The organism is Haloferax elongans ATCC BAA-1513, from assembly GCF_000336755.1.
In the GTDB taxonomy this organism is placed as follows: domain Archaea; phylum Halobacteriota; class Halobacteria; order Halobacteriales; family Haloferacaceae; genus Haloferax; species Haloferax elongans.
Window position 1 is genome coordinate 128392 of record NZ_AOLK01000011.1, and the last position, 23739, is coordinate 152130.

Annotated in this window: 27 protein-coding genes; 14 read left to right on the plus strand and 13 right to left on the minus strand. The window is 63.8% G+C overall.

Translation table 11 applies throughout. The annotated features are described in order from the left end of the window. Positions 1-19 precede the first annotated feature (19 nt). Positions 20-970, plus strand: a complete 951-nt coding sequence (locus C453_RS02940) for a CPBP family intramembrane glutamic endopeptidase (protein ID WP_008322616.1) — start codon at positions 20-22, stop codon at positions 968-970. Between the two features lie 11 nt (positions 971-981). Here the strand turns inward: C453_RS02940 and hisG are convergent, their stop codons facing one another. The 3 genes from hisG to C453_RS02955 all read right to left on the minus strand — a co-directional run bounded on the left by hisG (position 982) and on the right by C453_RS02955 (position 2748). Then, the gene (gene hisG, locus C453_RS02945) at positions 982-1827 is read right to left on the minus strand and encodes an ATP phosphoribosyltransferase (RefSeq protein WP_008322618.1); all 846 of its coding nucleotides are present in this window, start codon (positions 1825-1827) and stop codon (positions 982-984) included. 61 nt (positions 1828-1888) lie between these two features. Next, the gene (locus tag C453_RS02950; protein ID WP_008322619.1) at positions 1889-2401 is read right to left on the minus strand and encodes a winged helix-turn-helix transcriptional regulator; all 513 of its coding nucleotides are present in this window, start codon (positions 2399-2401) and stop codon (positions 1889-1891) included. Next, the gene (locus tag C453_RS02955; RefSeq protein ID WP_008322620.1) at positions 2398-2748 is read right to left on the minus strand and encodes a DUF7471 family protein; all 351 of its coding nucleotides are present in this window, start codon (positions 2746-2748) and stop codon (positions 2398-2400) included. Before C453_RS02955 ends, C453_RS02950 begins: the two co-directional genes overlap by 4 nt. Positions 2749-2887: 139 nt before the next feature. Here C453_RS02955 and C453_RS02960 point away from each other — a divergent pair, with 139 nt between their 5' ends. Beyond that, positions 2888-4180 (plus strand): amidohydrolase, encoded by a 1293-nt coding sequence (locus tag C453_RS02960; protein ID WP_008322621.1) that lies wholly within the window; start codon positions 2888-2890, stop codon positions 4178-4180. 21 nt (positions 4181-4201) lie between these two features. Here C453_RS02960 and C453_RS02965 read toward each other — a convergent pair whose 3' ends face one another. Further along, complete coding sequence (locus tag C453_RS02965) at positions 4202-4513, minus strand: helix-turn-helix domain-containing protein (RefSeq protein ID WP_007544232.1); 312 nt, start codon at positions 4511-4513, stop codon at positions 4202-4204. Positions 4514-4613: 100 nt separating this feature from the next. On the opposite strand from C453_RS02965, the gene C453_RS02970 reads away from it, so the two are divergent. Next, complete coding sequence (locus C453_RS02970; protein ID WP_008322622.1) at positions 4614-5900, plus strand: adenosylhomocysteinase; 1287 nt, start codon at positions 4614-4616, stop codon at positions 5898-5900. Between the two features lie 27 nt (positions 5901-5927). Here C453_RS02970 and C453_RS02975 read toward each other — a convergent pair whose 3' ends face one another. From C453_RS02975 to C453_RS02985, 3 genes are all read right to left on the minus strand, one after another. Further along, complete coding sequence (locus C453_RS02975) at positions 5928-6623, minus strand: hypothetical protein (protein WP_008322623.1); 696 nt, start codon at positions 6621-6623, stop codon at positions 5928-5930. A gap of 44 nt (positions 6624-6667) precedes the next feature. Beyond that, complete coding sequence (locus tag C453_RS02980) at positions 6668-8203, minus strand: ATP-binding protein (RefSeq protein ID WP_008322624.1); 1536 nt, start codon at positions 8201-8203, stop codon at positions 6668-6670. Positions 8204-8460: 257 nt separating this feature from the next. Beyond that, complete coding sequence (locus C453_RS02985) at positions 8461-8793, minus strand: DMT family transporter (RefSeq protein ID WP_008322625.1); 333 nt, start codon at positions 8791-8793, stop codon at positions 8461-8463. Between the two features lie 111 nt (positions 8794-8904). On the opposite strand from C453_RS02985, the gene C453_RS02990 reads away from it, so the two are divergent. After that, a complete protein-coding gene (locus C453_RS02990; protein WP_008322626.1) occupies positions 8905-9693 on the plus strand; it encodes a TrmB family transcriptional regulator in 789 nt (262 codons plus the stop codon). 95 nt (positions 9694-9788) lie between these two features. Further along, positions 9789-10211, plus strand: a complete 423-nt coding sequence (gene hjc / locus C453_RS02995) for a Holliday junction resolvase Hjc (protein WP_008322627.1) — start codon at positions 9789-9791, stop codon at positions 10209-10211. A gap of 18 nt (positions 10212-10229) precedes the next feature. Here the strand turns inward: hjc and C453_RS03000 are convergent, their stop codons facing one another. Next, a complete protein-coding gene (locus C453_RS03000) occupies positions 10230-10877 on the minus strand; it encodes an SWIM zinc finger family protein (protein WP_008322628.1) in 648 nt (215 codons plus the stop codon). A 211-nt stretch (positions 10878-11088) separates the two neighbouring features. Between C453_RS03000 and C453_RS03005 the strand changes: the two genes are divergently transcribed. Further along, entirely contained in the window at positions 11089-11292 is a 204-nt protein-coding gene (locus C453_RS03005) for a DUF7472 family protein (RefSeq protein ID WP_008322629.1), read from the plus strand. 130 nt (positions 11293-11422) lie between these two features. On the opposite strand, the gene C453_RS03010 is transcribed toward C453_RS03005, so the two are convergent. After that, positions 11423-12484, minus strand: coding sequence for a DNA primase large subunit PriL (locus C453_RS03010; RefSeq protein ID WP_008322631.1), 1062 nt, complete (start codon positions 12482-12484; stop codon positions 11423-11425). A gap of 120 nt (positions 12485-12604) precedes the next feature. Here C453_RS03010 and C453_RS03015 point away from each other — a divergent pair, with 120 nt between their 5' ends. The 3 genes from C453_RS03015 (at position 12605) to C453_RS03025 (ending at position 16405) form a co-directional block, all read left to right on the plus strand. Then, the gene (locus C453_RS03015) at positions 12605-13198 is read left to right on the plus strand and encodes a DUF7474 family protein (RefSeq protein WP_008322632.1); all 594 of its coding nucleotides are present in this window, start codon (positions 12605-12607) and stop codon (positions 13196-13198) included. A 71-nt stretch (positions 13199-13269) separates the two neighbouring features. After that, positions 13270-14634 carry an MFS transporter gene (locus C453_RS03020; protein ID WP_008322633.1) on the plus strand — a complete coding sequence of 455 codons (1365 nt, stop codon included), beginning with the start codon at positions 13270-13272 and terminating at the stop codon, positions 14632-14634. 73 nt (positions 14635-14707) lie between these two features. Then, positions 14708-16405, plus strand: a complete 1698-nt coding sequence (locus tag C453_RS03025; protein WP_049907482.1) for a sensor histidine kinase — start codon at positions 14708-14710, stop codon at positions 16403-16405. Positions 16406-16463: 58 nt separating this feature from the next. On the opposite strand, the gene C453_RS03030 is transcribed toward C453_RS03025, so the two are convergent. Then, the gene (locus C453_RS03030; RefSeq protein ID WP_008322635.1) at positions 16464-17207 is read right to left on the minus strand and encodes a DNA polymerase sliding clamp; all 744 of its coding nucleotides are present in this window, start codon (positions 17205-17207) and stop codon (positions 16464-16466) included. Between the two features lie 24 nt (positions 17208-17231). Beyond that, positions 17232-18977 carry a histidine kinase N-terminal 7TM domain-containing protein gene (locus C453_RS03035; protein WP_008322636.1) on the minus strand — a complete coding sequence of 582 codons (1746 nt, stop codon included), beginning with the start codon at positions 18975-18977 and terminating at the stop codon, positions 17232-17234. Between the two features lie 234 nt (positions 18978-19211). Here C453_RS03035 and C453_RS03040 point away from each other — a divergent pair, with 234 nt between their 5' ends. The 5 genes from C453_RS03040 (at position 19212) to C453_RS03060 (ending at position 22521) form a co-directional block, all read left to right on the plus strand. Then, on the plus strand, positions 19212-19604 hold the full coding sequence (locus C453_RS03040; protein WP_008322637.1) for an ArsR/SmtB family transcription factor: 393 nt from the start codon (positions 19212-19214) through the stop codon (positions 19602-19604). After that, positions 19601-20059, plus strand: a complete 459-nt coding sequence (locus C453_RS03045; protein WP_008322638.1) for an arsenate-mycothiol transferase ArsC — start codon at positions 19601-19603, stop codon at positions 20057-20059. The genes C453_RS03040 and C453_RS03045 overlap by 4 nt, the downstream gene beginning before the upstream one ends. Next, the gene (locus C453_RS03050) at positions 20056-20493 is read left to right on the plus strand and encodes an arsenate reductase/protein-tyrosine-phosphatase family protein (protein ID WP_008322639.1); all 438 of its coding nucleotides are present in this window, start codon (positions 20056-20058) and stop codon (positions 20491-20493) included. The genes C453_RS03045 and C453_RS03050 overlap by 4 nt, the downstream gene beginning before the upstream one ends. Before the next feature lies 1 nt (position 20494). After that, positions 20495-21577: a hypothetical protein gene (locus C453_RS03055; protein ID WP_008322640.1), complete on the plus strand. Its 1083-nt coding sequence runs from the start codon at positions 20495-20497 to the stop codon at positions 21575-21577. 170 nt (positions 21578-21747) lie between these two features. After that, on the plus strand, positions 21748-22521 hold the full coding sequence (locus C453_RS03060) for a 23S rRNA (uridine(2552)-2'-O)-methyltransferase (RefSeq protein WP_008322641.1): 774 nt from the start codon (positions 21748-21750) through the stop codon (positions 22519-22521). A gap of 317 nt (positions 22522-22838) precedes the next feature. On the opposite strand, the gene C453_RS03065 is transcribed toward C453_RS03060, so the two are convergent. After that, on the minus strand, positions 22839-23558 hold the full coding sequence (locus C453_RS03065) for a queuosine precursor transporter (protein WP_008322643.1): 720 nt from the start codon (positions 23556-23558) through the stop codon (positions 22839-22841). Continuing rightward, positions 23551-23727: a ribbon-helix-helix domain-containing protein gene (locus C453_RS03070; protein WP_007544261.1), complete on the minus strand. Its 177-nt coding sequence runs from the start codon at positions 23725-23727 to the stop codon at positions 23551-23553. The genes C453_RS03065 and C453_RS03070 overlap by 8 nt, the downstream gene beginning before the upstream one ends. Between the last annotated feature and the right edge of the window lie 12 nt (positions 23728-23739).

Genomic DNA, 23739 nt, shown 5'->3' on the forward strand with positions numbered 1-23739 from the left:
GGACAGACAACCGCCGAGTGTGTCCCCTCGAACACTCCTCTGGAACAGTACCGAACGCCGCCCTCGTGCGCCGCTTCGACTCCTCGCTACTCCTCTCGTCGTCATTCTCGTCGCGATTATCGTCGGCATTGCCGTCGGTGGAACCGTTTCCGCCCTCCTCGGGACGAGCAGATTCGGACGACTCGTAATTTCGCTCGTCTCGGTCAGTACGACCGGGCTGGCTGGCTTCCTCGTCGCTCGTTATATTGACCGACGAACCGTCTCGGACCTCGGATTCGGCATCGACCGCGACTGGCTCCTCGACCTCGGGTTCGGCCTCGCCCTTGGCGGGGTGTTGATGACGCTCATCTTCCTCGTCGGACTGGCGACCGACTGGATTGCGGTCACCCCGGTGCAACTCGGTGTCGACCGCGTACTCGGCGTGGTCGCGCTCTTCGTGTTCTTCATCGCGGTCGGCATCTCCGAAGAACTCCTCTTGCGCGGCGTCGTCCTCACGAACGTCGCAGAAGGGCTTCGCTGGCGATTCGACGTGCCAACGGCGCTCACGACCGCGCTCGTCGTCTCGTCGGCCGTCTTCGGTATCGCGCATCTCCAGAACCCGAATTCGAGTCTCGCCAGCACGCTCAGTATCACGCTCGCGGGCGTCATGCTCGGTCTCGGCTACGTTCTCACCGGCGACCTCGCCATTCCGACAGGCATCCACATCTCGTGGAACTTCGTGCAGGGCGGCGTCTACGGCTTCGCAGTGAGCGGCCTCGACTTCGGTACGTCACTCGTCGAGACGACAGAGCGCGGCCCGGACGTGGTCACTGGCGGACCGTTTGGCCCCGAGGCTGGCTTGCTCGGTGTCGGCGCGATGGTCGTCGGTGCGCTCTGTATCGCGTGGTACGTCCAGTTTAGGTACGGCACGCTCGGGCTGGACTCGTCGGTGTCGGTGCCGGAACTGCGCTGGAAAGAAACCGAGTCGTAGAGACGGAACGACTACTCGACCAATCGCTCGATTTCGGTGACGAGGATACCGCTCGCACCCACGTTCTTCAGGTCGCTCACGACCTCGAACACGTCGCGTTCGTCGACGACTGCGTGGACAGCGACGGTCTCGTCGCCCGCGACGTCCATCACTGTCGGGCCGCCCAGTCCGGGGATGACGTCTTTGACGGTGTCGAGTTTGTCTCGCGGGGCGTTCATCATCAGGTAGCGCTTGCCTTCGGCCGAGCGGACGGATTCGAGGGCCATCACGAGTTGTGCGACCTTCGGCTCGTCCACCACTTCCGGGCGGGCGAACAGCCGAACCGACGAGGAGAGCACTTCGTCTACGATTGCGAGGCGGTTGACTCGGAGCGTCGTCCCCGTCGAGGTGATGTCGATGATGGCGTCGGCCATCTCGACGTGCGGGGTGAGTTCGGTCGCGCCGGTCACTTCGACCACGTCGGTGTCGATTTCCTGCCGGTCGAAGTAGGTGCGGGCGATGTTCGGGAACTCGGTGGCGACGGTCTTTCCAGCCACGTCTTCGACCGACTCGATGTCGCCGTCTTCGGGGGCGGCGAGGACGAGTCGGCACTTTCCGTACTCTAAATCGAGGAGTTCGGCGAGACGGTGGCCGGATTCACGGACCTGGTCGAGTCCTGTGATACCGACTTCGGCCGCCCCGTCACGGACGTATTCGGGGATGTCGGCGGCGCGGGCGAAGAGAACGGTCACGTCGGGGTCGACCGTATCGGCGTAGAGTTTCCGGTCGGCGCCGTTGTCGAGATGGAGGCCGGCACGTTCCAGAAGGTCGATAGTCGGTTCGTGCAAGCGGCCTTTGTTGGGAACGGCGATTCTCATACAGTCACCTCACACTGGGGGGCTAACTGGCTTTCGCCCGCCGCAAACGCCTCGGGGTCTTTCACCCTTCGACGAGCGTGTCGATGAGTCGGTCGAACCGGTCTACGAACCGCTCGGGCAGCGAGGGCGACACGTCGTCGAGGAGCTTCGTCGTCCGGCTCGGGTGAGTGAGGACGAGCGTCACGCGGTTGTGAAGGTCGCGTTCTTTTTCCACGAGGTCGCGCTCAACGAGGTGGTCGAGGTGCCACTCCAGCGTGCTGCGGGCGACGCCGATATCCTGTGCCACGTCGTCGGGGCGGGCGTCGCCGTGTTCGAGCAGGTGGCCGAGGATGTCGCGGGCGGTCTCGCGCCGGACGAGTGCCAGCGCGCCGCGTTCCCACGCGTCGAAGTCCGGCGGGTAGTAGTGTGTCCGGCCGTAGAACTCGCTTCGTCGAACCGACTGTTCGGAGAGGAGTCGGCGAATGTGGTGTTGTACTTGACCGGGTGCGAGGTCGAGCGTGCGCACGAGCTCGTTGAAGTGGATACCCGGGTTGTGCTTGATATGGTCGGCGACGCGGATTCGTGTCTCGCTCATGGTTCGTGTGCCCCCGTCTCGCGCTCGATAGACCGGGCGTAGTAGATGGCCGCGAGGACGAGTCCGGCCATCACGAGGTCCAAGACGTGTTCGGCGACGTGGTGGTCGACGTCCGAGATGACACCGGCGAACGTGAGCGCCACGACCCCTGCACGCGACGCGAAGGCGAGAAGCGCCAACGCGATGAGCAGGTGCGACCGCGTCCGTCGGCGGTAGAACACCGCGACCCCGAGCACCGCCAGCGTGACTGATGCAACTCCGGAAAGGGTGACGATGGCGGTGACGAGCGGGCCAGCGGCCGTCTGGACGTGCCCCGGAGCGAGCGCGAACTCCAACGGGGGTTCCATGACCCTCGATAGTAAGGGGGTGTACGTAAGCCCGGCAGCCGATTCTCGTATTTCGGGAAAGTATCTCCTTTCAGAGAGGTCTGGGGAATCGGCGACGCTGAGACGGAGGATTCACGGCACCCCGAGCAAAACGCCCGGCATGGATACGCTCCGAATCGAGGGTGGACAGGTACTCCGCCCCGACATGACGGTCGAGCGCGCGGACGTCCTCGTCGACCGCGACGACGGTACGATTCTCGACATCGGCACGGACCTCGACGCCGACGCGTCGGAGACACTCGACGCCGACGGCTGTCTGGTGATGCCCGGCTTGGTCAACGCCCACTGTCACGTCTCGATGACCCTCCTCCGCGGCTACGCCGACGACAAGGAACTCGACGCGTGGCTCCGCGAGGACATCTGGCCGGCCGAAGCGGCGCTCACGGCCGACGACATTCGCGTCGGTGCCGAACTCGGTCTCGTCGAGATGATTCGGTCGGGAACGACCACCTTCGCGGACATGTACTTCGACGTGCCCGAAATCGTCGATGCAGTCGAGGATGCGGGCCTTCGCGCCCGACTCGGCCACGGGTCTGTCACCATCGGCAAGGACGACGACGACGCGTGGGACGACATCGAAGAGAGCATCGAAATCGCCCGCGAGTTCGACGGCGCTGCCGACGGCCGCATCCGAACGGCCGTGATGCCGCACTCGCTGACGACGGTCGGCGAGAAGTATCTCCGCGAGGCCGCCGCCGAGGCGCACGAAGACGATATTCCGGTCCACTACCACGCCAACGAGACGACCGACGAGGTCGACCCAATCGTCGAGGAACGCGACGAGCACCCGCTTTCGTACGCCAAGGACCTCGGTATGCTGACCGAGCGCGACTTCATCGCCCACGGCGTCCACGTCGACGACGAGGAAATCTCCTTGCTCGCCGAGTCCGGAACGGGCGTCGTCCACTGTCCTGCGTCGAACATGAAACTCGCCTCGGGCATGGCACCCGTACAGGACATGCTCGACGCGGGCGTCACGGTCGGTATCGGAACCGACGGAGCCGCCTCGAACAACGACCTCGACATGTTCGACGAGATGCGCGACGCCGCGATGATTGGCAAACTCGCCGCGGACGACGCCAGCGCGGTGGCTGCGGAAGATGTGGTTCGCATGGGAACCGCCGGGTCCGCAGATGCAATCGGGCTTCCGGGTGGCGCACTCGAAGTCGGCGGCGTCGCCGATATCGCCGTCGTCGACCTCGACGCACCCCACCTGACTCCTGCCAACGACCTCGTGAGCCACCTCGCGTACGCTGCCCGCGGGTCCGACGTTCGGCACACCGTCTGCGATGGACAGGTGTTGATGCAGGACCGCGAAGTCCTGACGCTCGACGAGTCTTCAGTGATGGAACGCGCTCGGGAAGCGGTCACAGAGCTCCGCGACCGTATCTAGACTCCCACACCGAAGAACAGCTTATTCGTCTAACTCAACGCGCAACCCGTCGTCGGTGACCGTCACTTCCATCGACTCGAACGTTCGGCAGTACTGCGAGACGTGGCGGCCGTCGGTGTGGTTGACGACGATTGACTTTTCGAGAAGTGAGACCTCGTGCAGTCTGTTTACCTCCCGGTACGCCGTCGAGAGCGGAACGTCAGCGCGGTTACTCAGTTCTTTCACCGTCAGTGGTTCGTCGGCGACACGCAATAGGTCCGGGACCGCAGGGGCGCTCATCAAGGCGAACAACTCCTGTTCTGCGACCGTGGTCCCGTTGTCTACGACGAGCATCTGGCATCACTGTGGTAATCTTTCCATTGACACTTGTAGGTTCGGGCGGGACCCCGACTGCCTTCGGTAAGGTTTTCGGACGCCTCGCCGAAGACCCGATATGAGCGAACACTACGCTCCCGTCTCCGAGCACCTCGACGACGTCGAGGCTGCCCGGGAAGAGGGACGACGCAAGATGGATTGGGCGCTCCAGCACATGCCTATCCTGCAGGAACTCCGCGACCAGTTCGAGGCCGACCAGCCGTTCGCTGGCGAGGTCGTCGGCATGGCCATGCACGTCGAAGCGAAGACGGCGAACCTCGTCGAACTGCTGGCTCTCGGTGGTGCGGAAGTCGCCATCACCGGTTGCAACCCGCTTTCGACCCACGACGACGTCTCCGCCGCACTCGACGCACACGACGACATCACCTCCTACGCCGTCCGCGGCGTCGACGAAGAGGGCTACTACGCGGCCATCGATGCGGTCGTCTCTCACGAGCCGACCATCACCGTCGACGACGGGATGGACATGGTCTACACCATCCACGAGGAGTACCCCGAACTCATCGAGACCATCGTCGGCGGCGCTGAGGAGACGACCACGGGTGTCCACCGCCTGCGCGCCATGGACGAAGACGGCGAACTGAAGTACCCCGTCTTCGCCGTCAACGACACGCCGATGAAGCGCCTCTTCGACAACGTCCACGGCACGGGCGAATCCTCGCTGGCGACCATCGCCATGACGACGAACCTCTCGTACGCCGGGAAGAACGTCGTCGTCGGCGGCTACGGCCACTGTGGCAAGGGTGTCGCGAAGAAGGCCGCTGGACAGAACGCGAACGTCATCGTCACCGAGGTTGACCCCCGGCGCGCACTCGAAGCCCACATGGAGGGCTACGAGGTCATGCCGATGGAAGAGGCCGCGAAGGTCGGCGATGTGTTCATCACGACCACCGGCAACCGCGACGTCATCACCCGCGAGGACTTCGAGCAGATGAAAGACGGCGTCCTCCTCGCCAACGCCGGTCACTTCGACATCGAAATCGACCTCGACGCACTCTCCGACCTCGCGGTCGACCAGTACGAGGCCCGCGACGGTGTCGACGCCTACGAGATGGAAGACGGTCGCCGCCTCAACGTCCTCGCCGAGGGTCGCCTCGTCAACCTCGCGTCGCCCATCGCACTCGGCCACCCGGTCGAGGTCATGGACCAGTCGTTCGGCGTGCAGGCTGTCGTCGTGCGCGAACTCGTCGAGAACGGCGACGACTACGACGCCGGTGTCCACGAGGTTCCCGACGAACTGGACCGCGAAGTCGCCGAAATCAAGCTGGAAGCCGAGGGCATCGAGTTCGATTCGATGACCGACAAACAGCGCGAATACATGGGTAGCTGGGCCCACGGGACGTAAGCCCGACCACACCCAGACGACCGTTTTCTACGCGTTTCGACCACGTTCGGTCCACTCGCCCGCCCGCCAGACGAGTGCGATGCCGCCTATCCATCCAGTGAGACGCATCGCCTCGACGACGATATCCGGTGGTGCTTTCCAGCCCCACCCGGTCGGGGTGCGGGTCTGTCCCGTGTTCCGAACTTCGTAGTACTGGCCGTCGTGCTCGACGAACCAGGTGTGTTCCCTCGCCTCGGACTCGGTGACGGTCGCAGAGCCGGTTTCGATGGCCGACTGGACGTACTCGGGCACGTCTTCGGACTCCTCTGCGGCCGCCTTCCGCATCGCCTCGTCAGCGACGGGTTCGACCGTGAGAACGAGTGAGCCGTCGTCGAATCGTTCGACGAGCCGATAGAACCGGGCGTCGCCCTCGGCCAGACGAACGTAGTCGTAGTCGTGGGCGAGCGGTTCGTCGTACTCCTCGGCGGTACTGCCCGTCGGGAGGTCGACACGAAGCGTCTGCCCGCTGGCGAGTGCCGACGCGACTGCACAGTCGCGGCCGCCCGGACACCAGCGGATATCGATGTCGTGGTGCCCGTACTCGGGAATCTCGTTCGTCGCCTCGGCCTCGTACGTGAGCGTCGTTTCGTAGGAGACGCTCTCTGGATAGACGTACAAGGGATTCGCCAGTAGTGCGACTCCGACGAGGAGACAGACGAGGGCGCGTCTGTTCTGGCGATTCATGCGTCGAGCTTTTCGACAGCAGACAAAAGGCTTGGTGGCACGCGCTACCGGCGCTTCTTCACACCGAGTCCGAAGAGGCTCCCGAAGACAGCACCCCACACGGCGTGTGCGACGAGACTCGGCACAGAGAGTGTCGGGACGGTCGCGTCGATACCGACCCACTGGAGCCAAAGCGGCATGACGAACCCCGCCGCGAAGAACCACAGAAACAGGCCGTACACCACACCCAGACCGGCCATCACCGCTGGGCGGTGGGTTACACTCCACGGGTCACTGTTGCAGACGGCCGCCGCGAAGAGGATGCCGAAGACGACGCTGTGAAAGAGGTGTGTCACCCACCCGACGCCGACGTTCATCACGCCGTAGAGTGCACCGATGATGGCGAACGAGTCGGTGAGTAACTCTGTGACGGCACCCATCGCGACACCCGAGACGATGGCTGCGACAGTGGTGATGCCGAGCACCCACGGCGGGATTCCGTATCCAGACGAGTCGTCGACCACGTTCTCTGTGGAGTGCGCAAGCGAGACGGTCACGACAGACCCATCTTCGGTAGTCTCCACGTCGACGTTGCCACCGTATTTGTCAACCACGAGCAGTCGCACGAGGGTGAGTCCGAAGCCCGTGGTCGGGTCGTCGTACTCGGGGAGGTCGCGCTCTTCGACGACTGCAGCGACGTTCTCTGGGATTCCCGGCCCCTCGTCGGTGATGTCGATGGTAACGTGGTTGTCGTGTGACGACACCCGAACCGAGACGTGCGGGTCGTCGATGTCGGCGTGGACGACTGCGTTTTCGAGGAGGTGTCGAAACGCGGTATCGAGGTGTGCGTCGGCCACGACGCGCGTCTCTGCCGGTGCGTCGGCGTCAAGCGAGATGCTCGCGTCCGGGTACGACGTTCGGACATCGTTGATTGCCGACCGGAGTCTCGGGTACACTCGCGTCGAAACCGACCCCTCACTCGCCGGGCCGACGATGGCTCGGAGTTCGGAGATGGACGTGTTGATGCGGTCGGCGTTTCGTTGAATGACCTGCAAATTCGACGAGCCAGTCGTCTGTTCGGCCACGTCGAGGTCTGCGTAGCCACGGATGACGTTCACCTTGTTCAGCACTTCGTGGCGGAGAATCCGGTTGAGAACGGTCAGTCTGTCTGCCTGTTTCGACAACTCGCGACGGTGGCGTTTGTTCATCGCCGCGCGAACGCCGGTGAGGACGCCGCCGACAGACCCGCCGATGAGGACGTTCGCGACGAGCGCCGACCGGGTGAACTCGGTCAGTTTGGTGGCGTCTTCGGTTCCGGTCAGAGTCAATACAAGGACGATGACCATCGAAAGCGTGCCGAGGACGCTCCACGCGGCGACGGTGTTTACGAACGTCTCGTCGTACGAACTCACCACAAGCCCGATGCCGAAGACGGTCAACCCCAGACCGAGGACGAGAAACGCTGCCTGTCCGATGAGAAACTCGCTGAGGGTCGAACTGGCATCTATCGACTCTAACACTGTGTATCGGGTCCCCAGAAAGCCAATGGCAGCGACTACGAACCCTCCGTACTTCACGTCGCTTTCGTGGAGACCCACCATGTGATGTATATAGTTCACACGACACGAGACTTATCCTTTTGGTGACTGTTACGATGAGATGAATGTGGTCTGTATTGACTCGTTTTCGAAGGCGCAGGAAGCCGTGTGGGGGCCGAAGCGGGGGAGATAGCCGGGTTGGTGGGTGGTCGGTTGATGGCTGGCTGGTGGCCGGTTAGTGGTCGGTTAGTGGTTGGCTGGTGGCCGGTTGGTGGTCGGTTAGTGGTCGGTGCCGTGCGCTCCGTCAGCGTCCAGAGCCGCTAGTGAGCGCTCATCTCGGAGAGGACGTTGACACAGTAGATGCCCGCGAGGATGAGAAGCATGCCGACGACGCCGGTCAGGTCGATTGGCTCGTCGAACACGACGATGCCGATAGCTGCCACGCCCACGATACCGAGTGCGGCCCACGTCCCGTACACGACGCCGATTGGGAGTTCTTCCAGCGTCAGCGAGACCAAGTAGAACGCGACTCCGTAACCGACGACGACGCCGATACTTGGTGCTGGCTTCGAAAAGCCCGCCGAGAGTTTGAGGGCGGTCGTTCCGACGAGTTCTGAGACGATTGCGGCAGCGAGCAGTACGTACGGATTCATGTCAGTCGGTCGTCTTACTCGACGTATGATGATTCTGAAATATCCCGCCACTTGCGGGGCGTTGTTCCAGAATTACCAAGCATCCGCCACCGAATCGTTCAGTACGCGACAATGACCGAATTCGGCGAACTCGGCCTGTCGAGCTACGAAGAGAAGGTTTACCGGACGCTCCTCGTCACGGGCGCGGCGACTGCAACGGCGCTCTCGGAGGCGAGCGAGGTTCCCAAAGGTCGGATTTACGACGTTCTCAACGGCCTCGAAGCCAGACGACTCGTTCGGACGCACTCGACACAGCCGACGCGGTACGTCCCCGTCGACCCGCCGACTGCGGTCGAGCGACTGCTCGCAGAGCGCGCCGCGGAACTGTCCGAAGAGTGGTCGCGCTATCTCGATGTCGCCGACACGGTTCGGTCGAATCTCCTGCCGACGCCCCCGGCAGACGGCAACCTCTGGCTCGGGTCGCTCGGCAGCGACGAGATGCAGACGGCGATGCAGCAACACGTTCGGACGGCGACTTCGACGCTTCACGCTGCTGTCGGACCGCCCTACGAGCAGGCTTCGTGGGAGACGCTCCAGACCGAGTTCGACGCGTTCTTCGACGGCGCACAGGCAGACCTCGACGTGTCGATACTCCTCAGCGACCGCGTTCTCGACGTGCTTCCCGAGGAGTTCCCGAGTCTGATTGGGTCGCAGTCGCCGACAGTCGAACTCAGGGCCCACCCGGAGATTCCGGTCTCGTTCGACGTCGTCGACCGGACGGTCGCGTCGGTCGACATCCCGCACCCGCAGTCGGCCGCCGACCGTTTCGGCATCGTCGCGGTGCAAGAACAGGCCGTCGTCGACGAATTCGAACGGCAGTTTCAGCAGTTGTGGACTGCGGCGACGCCGCTCACCGAGTAGCGAGATGCGCAGGTCCACTCGCAGCATCGTACCGACGGGGTTCGCCGAGACGTCGCTTCGTCTCTTTTATCACGGCCACTCCCCGACTCACGACTATGTCTTCGAACAGAAAGGGCGACCGGCGCGAGCGCGAACTCGTCAACAGACTCGACGAGGCCGGGTTCGCGGTCATGCGTGCCCCCGCGTCCGGGAGCGCGACGACCCGGGAACTCCCCGACGTGCTCGCGGGCAACGGCGACGTGTTCTACGCCATCGAGGCGAAGGCGTCCAGCGGCCGCCCCATCTATCTCGACGGCGAAGAGGTCGAAGCCCTCATCTACTTCTCGCAGAACTTCGGGGCGAAAGCCCGCATCGCCGTGCGCTTCGACCGTGAAGATTGGTACTTCTTCCACCCGGGCGACCTCTATGTGACCGACGGCGGCAACTACCGCGTCAAGAAGGAAACCGCACTCTCGGAGGGCGAAGACTTCGACTCGTTCGTCGGCGGGCCGACGCAGACGCGTCTGGGCGACTCGTAGCTGTCTCTTATTTCGAATTCACACCCGCGCAAATCGCTCGCCGAGTGACTGCACCCCGACGAACCCCTGTTCGACCCGCCGGAGACGAGAGGCCGGGAATCGGTACGCCCGCAATTCTCCGAGGTCAGCGAGTCCAGCGTCTGCCGGTAGCGACCCGAGGTAGACGGCCTCGAAGACCGGTTCGTGGTCGCCGTAGTCGGCGTTGGTCTCGTAGTCGGAGACGAGGTCTCCGGTCTCAGTTCGGGTCTCGTCGGCGCGGGTGCCGAGGTCGCGGGTGACGACGAGTAGGCTTCCGGTCTCGCGGTCGTGGACGAGGTCACCGGGGTGGTGCTCGTGGTCAGAACAGAGGTACGGCCCGGTCGCCTCCATCGGGACGAACGTCTTGTCACCGCAGACGGCACAGGTGGCGCTACGGCGACCCGGTGGCGGGACTTCGCCGCGCGTAATCTCGATAGCGACGCGGCGCAGGTGCTTACAGCGAGCGTGTCGGATGGCGTTGTCGGGGCAGGTACAGGTGCGGGCGTCAACGTCGACGACGTAGGTGCCGCCGTCGGTTTCGACGACGTAGCGGCCGTCGCGAAGCGGTCGCACGGCCATTGGTTCGACGCGTGCGCGGCGTGAACGACCGGACAGTCCATCGGGCGGAAGCGTCGTCTTTCGGCGCACCGGGCGGCGAGTCGACGCGGGTGTGTGTACGGTGTGCGTCATGGTGGTGCCGGGGAGTCTCCAGTGGTTGTCCTCCGGTGGCTCCCAGTACGTAGATATACGGCCCCGAGCGACCTAAACCCTCGTTTCGGGTGGAATTCACCCGCCAGAGTGCCCGTCTCGGGAGCGCTCCATCGAAGCCCTTTTAGAATGGCCACGGATACGTCGTCGCATGGCTATCGAAGCGGAGATGCGTCGGAAGATTGCCGTCTCCATCGTCGCGGTCGGGGTATTTATCGCCCTCATCGTCGGCATCGGCGCGACCTACAATCAGACTGGACTGGTCGCCACGGGCGGTCTCGCTCTCGTGGGAGCTATCGCGGCGTTCGTGCTCGTGATGGCTGGTATCGGCATCTGGTTGTCCCGGTCGTCCTAAGCCGGCAGAAGAACGCAAGCGGTTTCTCTCTCCTCTCGTCCGGTTTCCGAGTGAGTGACGACGCTGTCGTGACGATGTCGCTAACGGCGGCTGACAGCATTCGAAACCGTTGGAAAACGTTGCATCCGGCTCACTCGGCGTCTTCCATCGCCGTCTCGTAGTACGCCATCGGGTGGGCGATGGTGTCGCAGCGGTCGTCGCGATTCACACAGAGGTCGTACGCCTGCATCGTCTCACAGGAGGGCGGCGCGAACTGTGACCCGCTGGAGTCTGCGAGCACCGTTGCTCGCGTTTCCAGTGCCTCCGCGCTCGCGTCGCCGACGACGCTGCCGACTTCTTCGGGGTCGAGGCCGACGCCGACGAGGAACGCCGCAAGGGAGAAGGCCGCCTCGTTGGGCAGTGATTCGCCGTCTTGGGTCCGTTCGAGGAGCGCCGAGATACACGGCGGAAACAGGTCCGGTTCGACCGAGTCGGCGTAGACGGCGTTGATAGCACCGCGGTCAGAAAGCAGATTCCGAATACGCTGGACGTGGGAGTCGAGCGCCGCCGCGAGTTGGTCACCTGCGTCGCTGCCGCGGACGGCGAAGGGAAGACCCTCGGAGACTCGGCGACGTGTCGCTTCGCGGAGGATACTGTACAGTTCCTTTCGGGCGACGCGAACCGCGCCGTCGGCGAGTGCTCGGTTGACCAGCCGCCACTCGTCGCCCCAGTCGGGGTCCGAGTAGGTGAGATACGGGCCAACATCGACCCAGTAGTGGTCCGGGGCACGGTGTCGACTCTCCTGTCGTTCGGTTCGCACCGCCCCGTCGAGGTCGAACTCCTGAAGCACCTCGTCGAACGAGGCGCGGGCCTCGCCTTCGACGCCATCACCGTTTGCGCCGAAGTCGTCGACCATGCGCTCGTAGGCGGTGTCGGCCTCGGCGCGGGCGTATTTGTCCACCGCCGCGGGCGTCTCGATAAGCGAGACGAGGATGCGGGCGATTGGGTACGAAAGCAGTTCTTCCTGTGTGTCCCACGCGTAGGGGTCGTCGGGTTCGACGGTCCCCTCCATGAGGGCTCGTTCGACGCGCTCGACGCCACGCTCGACGGCCGGGGCGTCTTCGGCGATGAGCGCCGCGATAGCGACGTCTGCCGATTCGACCGCCTCTCTGGCCGCGGCGAAGAACGGGTAGCGAGCGTGGAGCGGGCGCATCCGCATACCGCCTCCTTCCGGGTGCCCACCGATAAACGCGACGAATCTCCCGGTCGGGTGACCACCCGCGCCGCCGACGCATCACACGACCTATTACGGACCACGCCATCAGTCACTCTCGTGCCGCACTTCGACTACCCGTGTCCGGACTGTCGCGCCACGACGAGTCTCCACGACGCCGACTGCCGGTTCGAGGGGACGCCGTGGGTCGAGGTCGAACGCGCATACGTCGATATCGTCTCGGTCCTCACCGGCGGCCCGTGCGACGAAGAGACGCTTCGCCAGGAAGCCCCGGGGGAGTGGGGGCCCCTCCAGCAGGCCGCTCTGGACCGTCTCACACGCGACGAACGGGTGTCGGAGGCGAACTCCGGCGTCTTGCGACTGCTCACCGCCGAGGAGTTCAGAGAAGAAGTCTCCGAACCGACTCGCGAACCGATGCGGACGCTCTACCTGAAAGGGAGCGTCCCGGGCTGTCACGACAACGCCGTCTTTGCCATGATTGCGTGGTACGAGATGGTCGGTCTCTCGTGGCCCGAGACGCGCGAGAACGTCGTCAACTGGCTTCGCGAGACGGGTGCGTGGGACCGCGGCGGCTTCGAGGAGACGACGCCGCAGGAACTCGTCGAGAAGAAACGCCACGTGTACGAGGCGGGCTACGGGTGGAAAGAGAAAGCGACGGCGGCGAAACGCGTTATCGACCGCTACCACGCCTGAGTCGGTCTCTCGAATCTCCTCTCCGGCGTTTGGCCGTAATGGTTAGGAACGTCTCGCTCCATTGATGAGTCGTGAGTGTTCCGGAATCGGCAGTTGTAACTGAAGCACCCCCACCGGCGGACGAGGAGGGTTCGGGGTCGAAACGCGCTCTCGCCGTCGTCATCGCAATCGTGTTTATCGACCTGCTCGGCTTTGGGGTGGTTATCCCGATTCTCCCGTTTTACGTGCGGAGCTTCGCCATCAGCGACGTGTTCATCGGATTACTCGCGGCGTCGTATTCCATCATGCAGTTTCTCGCCGCACCAATCCTCGGTCGCATCTCCGACCAGCGCGGTCGGCGACCGGTCATCATGCTGTCGCTCGTCGGCAGCGTCCTCGCGTGGACCGTCTTCGGCCTCGCCGGACAGGTCGAACTCGCACTCGGGACGACTGCCGCGGTGGCGACGCTCTTCGCCTCACGGATGCTTGCGGGAGCCATGGGCGGGAATATCGCCACCGCACAGGCGTACATCGCAGACATCACGCCCGCAGAACGCCGTGCTGGCGCGCTGGGACTCATCGGTGCCTCGTTCAGCCTCGGGTTCATCTTCGGCCCGGCTATCGGCGGCTTGATGGCTTCGGACCCGGTCGTCGCTGGCGCTCGCGACGTTCTCCCAGCGGTCGTACCGGCGACGCGCTTCTCGCTGCCGAGTTTCACCGCTGCCGCGTTGAGTCTCGTCAGTCTTGGCTTCGCGTTTGTCTTCCTGCGCGAACCGGACAGAAAGCGCAGTACTGCCGCATCGTCGACGACGACCCTCGTCTCACAGTTCCGGGGGGCGCTCGCCGACGACGCACTCCGCGGTCTGGTCGTGGCGTTTTTCGTCGTCTCGGTGGCCTTCTCGGGGATTCAGGTCATGTTCATTCCCTTCGCCGCCGACATCTACGGCTACGGCGAGACGGAGACAGCGTTGTTCTTGACGTACATCGGTATTCTCGGCACGCTGAATCAGGGCGTCGTCGTCGGGCAACTCGCTCGGCGGTACTCCGAAGCGGTGCTGGCCGTCGTCGGTGCATTCGGGTTGATGCTCGCACTTGCCCTCCTTCCCTTCTCGCCGACGCTCGGTGGGTTCCTCCCCGCTATCGCTGGACCGGCGTGGCTCACGCGCGAACTCGTCGCGCTCCTCCTCGTCGGTGCGCTCCTCTCGTTCGGCAACGGGATGTTGAACGTCTCGCTTTCGACGCTCGTCTCGACCTCCGCCTCGGACGACCAGCAGGGAAACGCCTTCGGCGTCACGCAGGGCGCAGGCAGCCTCGGGCGTACTGTGGGCCCGCCGGCGATGGCAGCGCTCTACGTCCTCGCGTACTGGTCGCCGTTCGTCGCCGGGGCAGTCTTGGTCATCCCCGTCATCTACATCCTCGCCGCGGTCGCTCGTCGCCCGCGTCGAGTGCTGTCGTGACCGTGACCACACGACGTATCGCAGGCAGCCGTGGACCCACAAGTGTTAGGCCCGCGGACTTGGATTGCTACTCGTGGTCTCGGCTAGCGTACTTTCGCCCCTCGTAGTTCTGTGTGCGCTTGCAGCCGCAGTCTCGGGAACCATCGCGGTGATTGCGTGGCGCGAAGGGACCGAACCAGGCTCGAAGTCGCTTTCTGTCCTCCTGTTCGCCGCGACCCTCTGGGCTGCGTCGTACGCGGTCGCACTCACGACGTTCGACCTCGGCACTCGCGCGTGGTTCGAAATCCCAATCGAAATCGCACAGGCAATCATCGCTCCGGCGTGGTTCGCCTTCTCGCTCGCGTACACTGGCCGCGGCGACCTGCTCACGAAGCGAACCGTCGGCGTGTTGCTCATCTTTCCGGCCTTCGTCGTCGCCAGTATGCTGGCCGACCCGGCCAGTAACCTCCTCTGGACGAACTACCGACTCGACCCGATTCTCGGCGCGGCGACGGTCCGGTTCGACCCGACGTTTTGGTACCTCCTCCACGCCGTCTACGGGTACGTCATCATCGGCACCGGGTTGGTGCTCGTGGTGGAGATGCTGGTCGAACGACTCTCTCACTACCGCGAACAGGCTGTCGCGCTCGCTATCGGCTCGACTGCGCCGACCGTCGCACACGTCGCCCACACCTTCCAACTCGGCCCGCTGACGATGATTAACTTCACCCCCATCGCGCTCTCGGTGACGGGTGCGACGTTTGGCTACGCACTCTATCAGTTCCAACTGTTCGGCCTCTCGCCAGCGACGGGTCGGTTGGGTCGCCGCTCCGCCATCGACGACGTTGCGGTCGGCATTCTCGTCCTCGACCGCGAGAACCGCGTCGTCGACGCAAACGCGGCCGCGACGTCACTCCTCGATATCGATGGTGCGTCGGCGGCGCTCGAACCGCTTTCGGCGGTCCTCCCGGGCGTCAACCTCGACTCGGACCGCCAACTCGTCGACGTGACTGTCGACCGCCGTCGCCGAACGTACGAGGTGACTGTCTCGCCAGTGACCGACCAGTATGACCAAACGCTCGGCCGAACTGTCACCATCTCGGACGTGACCGCCCGTGTTCGACGCCGACAGCGCCTCGAAGTGTTGAACCGCGTCCTCCGGCACAACCTCCGAAACGACATGACGGTCGTCATCGGGTACGCCGACATGGTCGAAGACCGCCTCCCGGACGGCGAACAACACGCAGCGGAGACGATTCGCTCCCGGTCGAACGCCCTGCTCTCGCTCGGCGAGAAGGCGCGGTCTGTCGAGCAGGTCATGGCGAACATCGACGCCGAACACAACTTCGACGCGGTACAGACGGTCGAAGGCGTCGTCAACGAGGTGCAGTCGTCGTCCGATACCGGGTCGGTAACTATCGACGCGCCACCGACGCTGCAGGTCGTGGGCAGCGAATCGGCGACGAAACTCGTCGTGCGTGAACTCGTCGAGAACGCGTTCGACCACGGTGGCGACGACCCGAACGTTCGCGTCGGGATTCGCCAAGACCAGTCGGACCTCGTCGTGACGGTCACAGACGACGGTCCCGGTATCCCGGAGTACGAACGCAGCGTCGTCGAGACGGGTGGTGAGTCCGCACTGGAACACGGCAGCGGTATCGGACTGTGGGCCGCCCACTGGACGGTCGATGCGCTCGGCGGTCGGCTCTCGTTCGATGTCGAAGACGGAACGACGGCGACGGTTCGACTCCCGCGGTGGTGCGGGAGAGCCACGGACGTATCTGACGAGTAAGTCGAGAGTCCAGTCGCTCACGAGTGTCGATGCCGCAGAAAAGTGGTGGGACGCTCGGTTAGTCGCTCTGGATACGCGGGGCGAGCATGTAGGTAATTTCGCCCATCCCTTCGGCAATCTGGTAGTGAAGCTTGACCGGGAACTCTTCGCCGAGTTCGACGGTGACCTCTGCGTCGGACGGAATCGCCTTGTTCATGTCCTTGAGGTAATCGAGCGAGAACAGCGAGTCGGCCGCGCCCGCTTCGATAGCGATGAGGTCTGCCGGGGGAAGCGAGAGGTCGACGTCGTCGGTGTCGCCCTCTGCTTCGATGTGGAACGTCTCTTCGGTGTCGTCGACGCGGAGGCGGATGTGGTCAGAGACCATGTCGGCCGCCTTGATACCGCGGTCGAGGTGCGCGCCTTCGAGGACGATGTTCGCGGGAAGGTCGAGGTCCGGGATGTCCGGTTCCTGACGGATGGAATCGGGGTCGATGAGCGCGAGGGTGTAGGAGAGTCCGTCGATACGGATGTTGAGCTTCCGAGTCTCCTCGTCGAGCGTGAGGTGGACGAGGTCGCCGGCACCTGCCATGCCTGCGACTTCTTCGAGACGCGAGAGGTTGACGCCGATGACGCCGCCGTCGGCTTCGTAGGACTCGAACGCAGACGCGTCGAGCGAGAGGTCGACCATACCGACGTTTGCGGGGTCGACGGCGCGGATGGCGAGGCCCTCCTCGTTGAGTCGAATCTTACACTCGTCGACGAGCACGCTCACCGAATCGAGCGCGTCCCGGAGCGTCGCGGCACTCACGATGGCCTTGAACATATGTGCCGTCGTACGACAGCGGTCTTAAAAATACTCCTGATTTGCAACGGTATGTTCTTCCCGCACGCCTCCCCGCGTGTGTGCGTCAGCGCCGAGCGGAATCCGAAGCCGGACGAGCGCCCCCTCGGCCGGCTCGTCGAAGGTGATGTCTCCCCCGAGTATCGTCATCCCCCACCGGACCAGCCACAGCCCGACGCCGCTTCCGTGACGGAGGTCGTCTTCGGTTCCGCTGTCGATGACGTGCCGTTCGCCTTCTGGGATTCCGTCACCGTTGTCTTCGACTTCGATTACGAGTTCTCTGGACTCTGTGGTCGTGTCGATGGTCGCCCGTATCACTACCTGCGGCACGTCGCCGTCGCTGTGGTGGACGACGGCGTTTTCGACGAGTTCGTCGAGGACTGCGCTCAGTATCTGGCGGTCTGTCTTCACGCTAATCTCCGGTGAGACGGTCACGGTCACGTCGACGTCTTCGTATTGGGTGCGAACCGTCTGTGCACTCTCTTCGGCAACGGTTCGAATCGAAACGTCCGTGACGGCTGCGTCGTCTTCGGTCAAGACCGTCTCGACGGTCCGGGCCTTTTTACTCAGCGACACGAGCCGTGTCGAAGCCTCGTGAATCTGCGTCGCAAATGTTCGTGAGCGTTCGCTCGTCTCCGCGTCCTCCGCGATGAGTTCGGCGTAGCCGGTGACCACGTTCATCTCGTTGCGGACGTTGTGTCGGAGGGCGCGGTTCAGCACCTCCAACCGCTGTCTCTGGACTTCACGCAGCGTCACGTCGCGGAAGACGAACGACTCGCCGATGCGTCTGCCGTGCCGGTCTTCGAACGCCGAGCGAACGACATCGTACCGGCGGCCGTCGTTTCCGACGTAGTTTGTGTGTCCCAACTCACGGTGGGGGAAGTCCGGGACGACTGCTTCGAGCGGCTTGCCGAACGCCGTCCGCTGATCGACGTCGAAGAGCGCCGCCGCCTGGCCGTTGAGGCTGAGGACGCATCCTCGCTTGTCGACGACGACGACGCCGTCTTCGAACCCCTCGATGACTTTTTCCTCGCCGATGCGTCGGTGGGACGGGTCCACTTCGAGGAAGCGTGACTCGAAGAGTGCGTACGCGAAACAGAGACCGCTGAGGCCGAGTACCATCGGGATATATTCCAGCCCCTCGATAGGCGGGACATCGGTGAACGCGACGGCTCCAGCGGCCAGTGGGATGAGTGCACCGAGGAGCATCGCCACCGCCTGTCGTTCGTAGATGTGTTCGTAATTTCGAACCGACCCGAGGATGACGACGATACCGCCGAGAAAGACGAGGTTCGTGTAGAGGTACTGGACGAGTATCCACGGCGTGAAGGAGAACGTCGCGATGGAGAGGCCCTGCCGAGAGACGACGGACACGTCGGTCCAGGCAACTTCGAACACTGGGTTCGTCAGTACTGCGGCGATGGTCACGATGGGAACGCTACACAGACCGGCGACGACAGTGGTGCGCTGAGTGAGTCGCAGGCCGAGGTATTCCCCGACGAAGAGGACCCATACGACGGGCAGTGCTGAACTCAGGACGAGACCGGCCGCTGTCGCCGTCGTCGTTATCCACGGTGCGTACCCGAGCGTCGCGACGCCGACGAAAAGCGCCCACAGCCCGCTCAGGGTGGTGAGGACGACGAACCACCAGGACGCCGCCGAGTCGCGGTAGCGAAAGGAGATTCCGGCGAGCAGGAACTCGACACCACCGGAGACGAAGTACGCCACGATGAAGAGTTCGGCTAGAATCATCCGCCGAGTACACTCTGTGGCCGCTGGTCCAGTTGCGGCCGTCGGTCCAGTTGTGGCCGCTGGTCTAGTCGCGGCCGCTCGTCGGGAGTTGTCGCCGAACGTACGCCGTTCATACCCTCTCGACTAGAACAGTCGCTAAATCATAACTTCTCTCCCGAATTGATTATTTGCTGTCTATTCGTGACAGCTAACTTTCCGGCCCATTCATATGAACAGCTGTTCAATCATTCAGGTATGTCCGAGTCCACGAGACTCCGAAACCTCATCGAAGACGAAGTCGGGTCGTGTTGTGACGCCGACGTCGAAGCGCGCCTCGACCGACTCTCGGAGCTTGTCACGCACGTTCCGAGTGACTACGACGCCGACTTGGCGGCGATGAAAGCGCTCGGAAACGACACGCGCTACCAGGTCGTTCGCTTGCTCACCGCCGCCGACGAACTCTGTGTCTGCGAGATTACGCCACTCGTCGACGTGAGTGAGAGTGCCGTCAGTCACGCGCTTTCCGACCTCACAGATGCGGGACTCGTCACCCGGCGTAAGGAGGGAACGTGGCGCTACTACCAGTCGACAGCACTCGCAGAGCGCCTCGTCTCCGCTCTCGACGCCGAACGAGGTGACGACGAATGAGCGATGCGACTCCGACCGACCCGACACGCGTCGCGTTCGTCTGCGTCCAGAACGCCGGCCGAAGTCAGATGGCCACCGCGTTCGCCCGGCGCGAACAGGCCGCCCGCGACCTCGACGGCCGCATCGACATCGTCACTGGCGGGACCGACCCGGCCGACCACGTCCACGACGAGGTCGTCGACGTGATGGGTGAGAAGGGGTTCGACCTCGCCGACGAGACGCCGCGAGCCATCTCGCAAGACGAGATTATGGACGTGGACATCGTCGTGACGATGGGCTGTTCGGCAGAGGGAATCTGCCCGATGACGTGGCGCGGTGACGCCCGCGACTGGGACCTCGACGACCCCGACGGCCGCGACCCCGACGAGGTCCGGGCGATTCGCGACGACATCGAATCTCGGGTGTTGGCGTTGTTCGACGAACTCGTCGACGACGACGGAGGTGTCGACCGATGAGCGACGACCCGACACGCGTCGCGTTCGTCTGCGTCCAGAACGCCGGGCGCAGCCAGATGGCGACCGCCTTCGCCGAACGCGAGCGCGAACGCCGTGGCCTCGACGACGACGTGGAAATTCTCACTGGCGGTACTCATCCCGCCGACGACGTCCACGACGTGGTCGTCGACGTGATGCGCGAGGAAGAGTTCGACCTCGGCGACCGCGAACCGCAGGCCGTCTCCACCGAGGCGCTCGAATCGTGCGACATCGTCGCCACGATGGGGTGTTCGACGCTCGAACTCGACACCAGTGCTGGCGTCGAGGTGCACGACTGGGCGCTCGACGACCCACACGGCCAAGACCTCGACACGGTGCGCGAGATTCGCGACGATATCGCGGGTCGCGTGACCGCCCTATTCGACGACCTCGACTCGGCGGATACGACACAGTAGCGTGGCGATTGCAGAGCTCTGGGCACTCGAAATGGTGCTCGCGGCATTCGCAGGCGGCGCGTTCGGTGCTGCCATCGGCGCACTTCCATCGTTCACGCTCGCAGGTCTCGTCGTCGTCATCGGCGAACTCTACGGTCTCGTCCGGCGGACGACCGACGTGGGGTTCGCTGCTGTCGACCTCACGGGTGCAGTCGGCTTGGGCGTCGTGTTCGGTCCCCACGTTGCTTTCGGCGGCGGGGCGGCGGCAGTTGCCTACGCGGCGAAGCACGAGCCCCTCGACTTCGACTCCGAGTACCACCCCGCGAAAGATGTCACTCGCGGACTCGGCAGCGCTCCCGACGTGCTGTTCGTCGGCGGCGTCTTCGGTATCTTCGGCTACTGGGTTGCGACCCTCGCTGGGACGCTCGGTCTCCCAACCGACCCTGTCGCACTCGCCGTCGTCGTCTCGGCGTTGGCCCACCGTCTCGTCTTCGGGTACAGCCTCATCGGCACTGTTCCCGACCGATTGATGGATATGTCACCGTTCGAACGCGGCGAGCCGAGACACAGCGCACAGACCGACGGCGGCCACGTCGACAGCGAGCACACGTCGGACACCGGCCGATTCGCGGTCGAACCGTGGCTTCCGTATCAGTACCGCTGGGCCGACGTGGTCGGACTCGGTGCCGTCGTCGGCATCTTCGCTGCCTACATCGCGTATCTGACCGGGAGCGCGTTTCTCGCGTTTGGACTCAGTGTCGTCGCGCTCGTCTACATCAACGCCGGCACCCCGAAGATTCCTGTGACACATCACATGTCGCTTCCCGCCAGTACTGCCGTCCTCGCGGCTGTCGGAAGTCCGCTCGGCTCGCTGACGCCCACTGCGGTCGCTAACGCACTCCCGCTTTCGGAGGCGCTGCTTCTCGGTGCGGTCTTCGGGGCGCTCGGTGGCTTCTTCGGCGAGGTCACACAACGAATCTTCTACGCACACGCCGACACCCACCTCGACCCGCCTGCGGCGAGTATCGTCGTCACGTCGTTCGTCATCGGCGTGCTTGCGCTCGTCGGCGTCTTCCCTGGGTCGGCATGGGTGCCGCTTCCGTAAGCGGCTCTCGCCGACTCCCGGCCGAACAACCGCTTTCGAATCGACCGCGCCGTGTTCGTACGGTCCCGAGTCGGCACCCCTTTCAGCGCTGACGCCGTCGATACCGATATGAGCGACATTTCGCACGATTCCGACGTTCGAGACCGACTGAGGGGTGCACTGAGATAACCATGGCACGAAAAGACCACTACTACAACAAGGCCAAACAAGAGGGCTATCGCGCTCGCTCGGCCTACAAGCTCAAACAACTCGACAGCGAGACGGGACTGTTCGGTCCCGGCAACACGGTCGTCGACCTCGGTGCCGCCCCCGGTGGGTGGCTCCAAGTCGCCTCCGAGAAGGTCGGCGACCACGGGAAAGTCGTCGGTGTCGACCTCCAGCGAATCCGCGACATCGACCACCACAACGTCGAGACGGTTCGCGGTGACATGACCGAAGACGACACGAAGGAGAAACTGAAGGACATCGTCGGTGAGCAGGGCGCTGACGCCGTCGTCTCTGACATGGCTCCGAACATGACCGGCGAGTACTCGCTGGACCACGCCCGCTCTATCTATCTCGCTCGGCAGGCGTTCGAAGTCGCACAGGAACTGCTCGCGACCGGCGGCGACTTCGCCGTGAAGGTGTTCGACGGACAGGACCTCGCGGACTTCCGCGCCGACATGGAACCGGAGTTCCAGTACGTCCGGTCGATTCGCCCCGACGCCTCCCGTGACAGTTCGTCCGAGCAGTACCTCGTCGGCAAGCACTTCCTCACCGCGCCCGTCCGAAAGGGCGACGAAGTCGAAGTCGAAATCGTCGACGTCGGCAGCGAGGGCGACGGCATCGCCAAAGTCGAAGACTTCACCGTGTTCGTCCCCGGGACCGAAACGGGCGAGACGCCGCTGGTTCGCATCACGGACGTGAAGCCGCGGTTCGCCTTTGCAGAGCGCGTCGACGACTGAACCGGACAGTCCTCTCGGCAGAGTCTAGACCGCAACGCACCAGCTCTCGTTTTCTCTTCGCTTCTCTCGGTGCTCGCGTCGGACTGCCTCTCTCGACTACTCGCTGATTACGAGTTCGAGTTCGAGTCCGGTCGTACACTCCACCCCTCGGCACTGTCCCGTTGCGAGAATGTCCCCAAACGACGTGTACGTCTTGCAGTTCGGACAGCGTATCCCCATCTCCATAGCGTCTATTTCGTTGAGACGCACCCGCTGCTCACCGGCCATGGTGTGTGGTATGATACCAAAAGAGATAAGGCGCGCGACGATTCTCAGACTCAGTCGGCGACCCAGCCGTCGTCTTCAGCCTTGGCACCGTCGCCGAGGAGGGCGACGACGGCGTAGACGAACGGCGTATCGACCAGTGCGATGAGGAGTTTCAAGAGGTACTGTCCCGCGATAAGCGCGAGGAGGACGTTCTGTGGGAGTGCCTGCCCGATTCCGAGAACCGTCGGGGCGACGTAGAACGCGACACCGACGAAGATGACGGTGTCGATAGCCTGACTCGTCGCCGTCGAGACGATGTTGCGGAGCCACAGGAACGACCCGTCGGTCAGGTCGCGGATGCTGTGGAAGACGATGACGTCCCAGTTCTGACTGACGATGTACGCGAGGAGGCTGCCAGCGATGATGTTCGTCCCCGACCCGAGCACGTCGGCGAACTTCCCGGCGAACTCTGGGTTGGCGGCGGGGGCCGCGATAGTACTCCAGACGAGACCGAGCAGGATGAAGTTCATCGCGAAGCCGACGTTGACCATCACTTGTGCCGGGCGGCGACCGTACAGTTCCGAGTAGCAGTCGGACGCGAAGAAGGTGACTGCGTACGCCAGTGCCGCACCGGGCATGATAATCGACGCACCCACGACCGGCAACTCGCCGAGTGCCGACGGGAGGGGAATCGCCAGCACCTTCGACGCGGTCAACTGCGCGGTCGTCAGGGCCGTGACGAACAGCCCAATGAGTGCGACCTGTCCGACGTTCAGACGCCCGTCACTCATCTTCTGCGAGTCGATTGTGGCGGTCGTCGATCTGGTCGAGGAGGTCCAGTGTCTTCCGAATCGACGCTCGAACCGCGTCGCTTCGATTCACGAACTTCTTGTCGTCGCCGACGTGCTCGTCTAAGTCCGTGAGCAACTCGTCGGGTATCTCGACGCTTATCTTGGCCATACCTGAGGATTA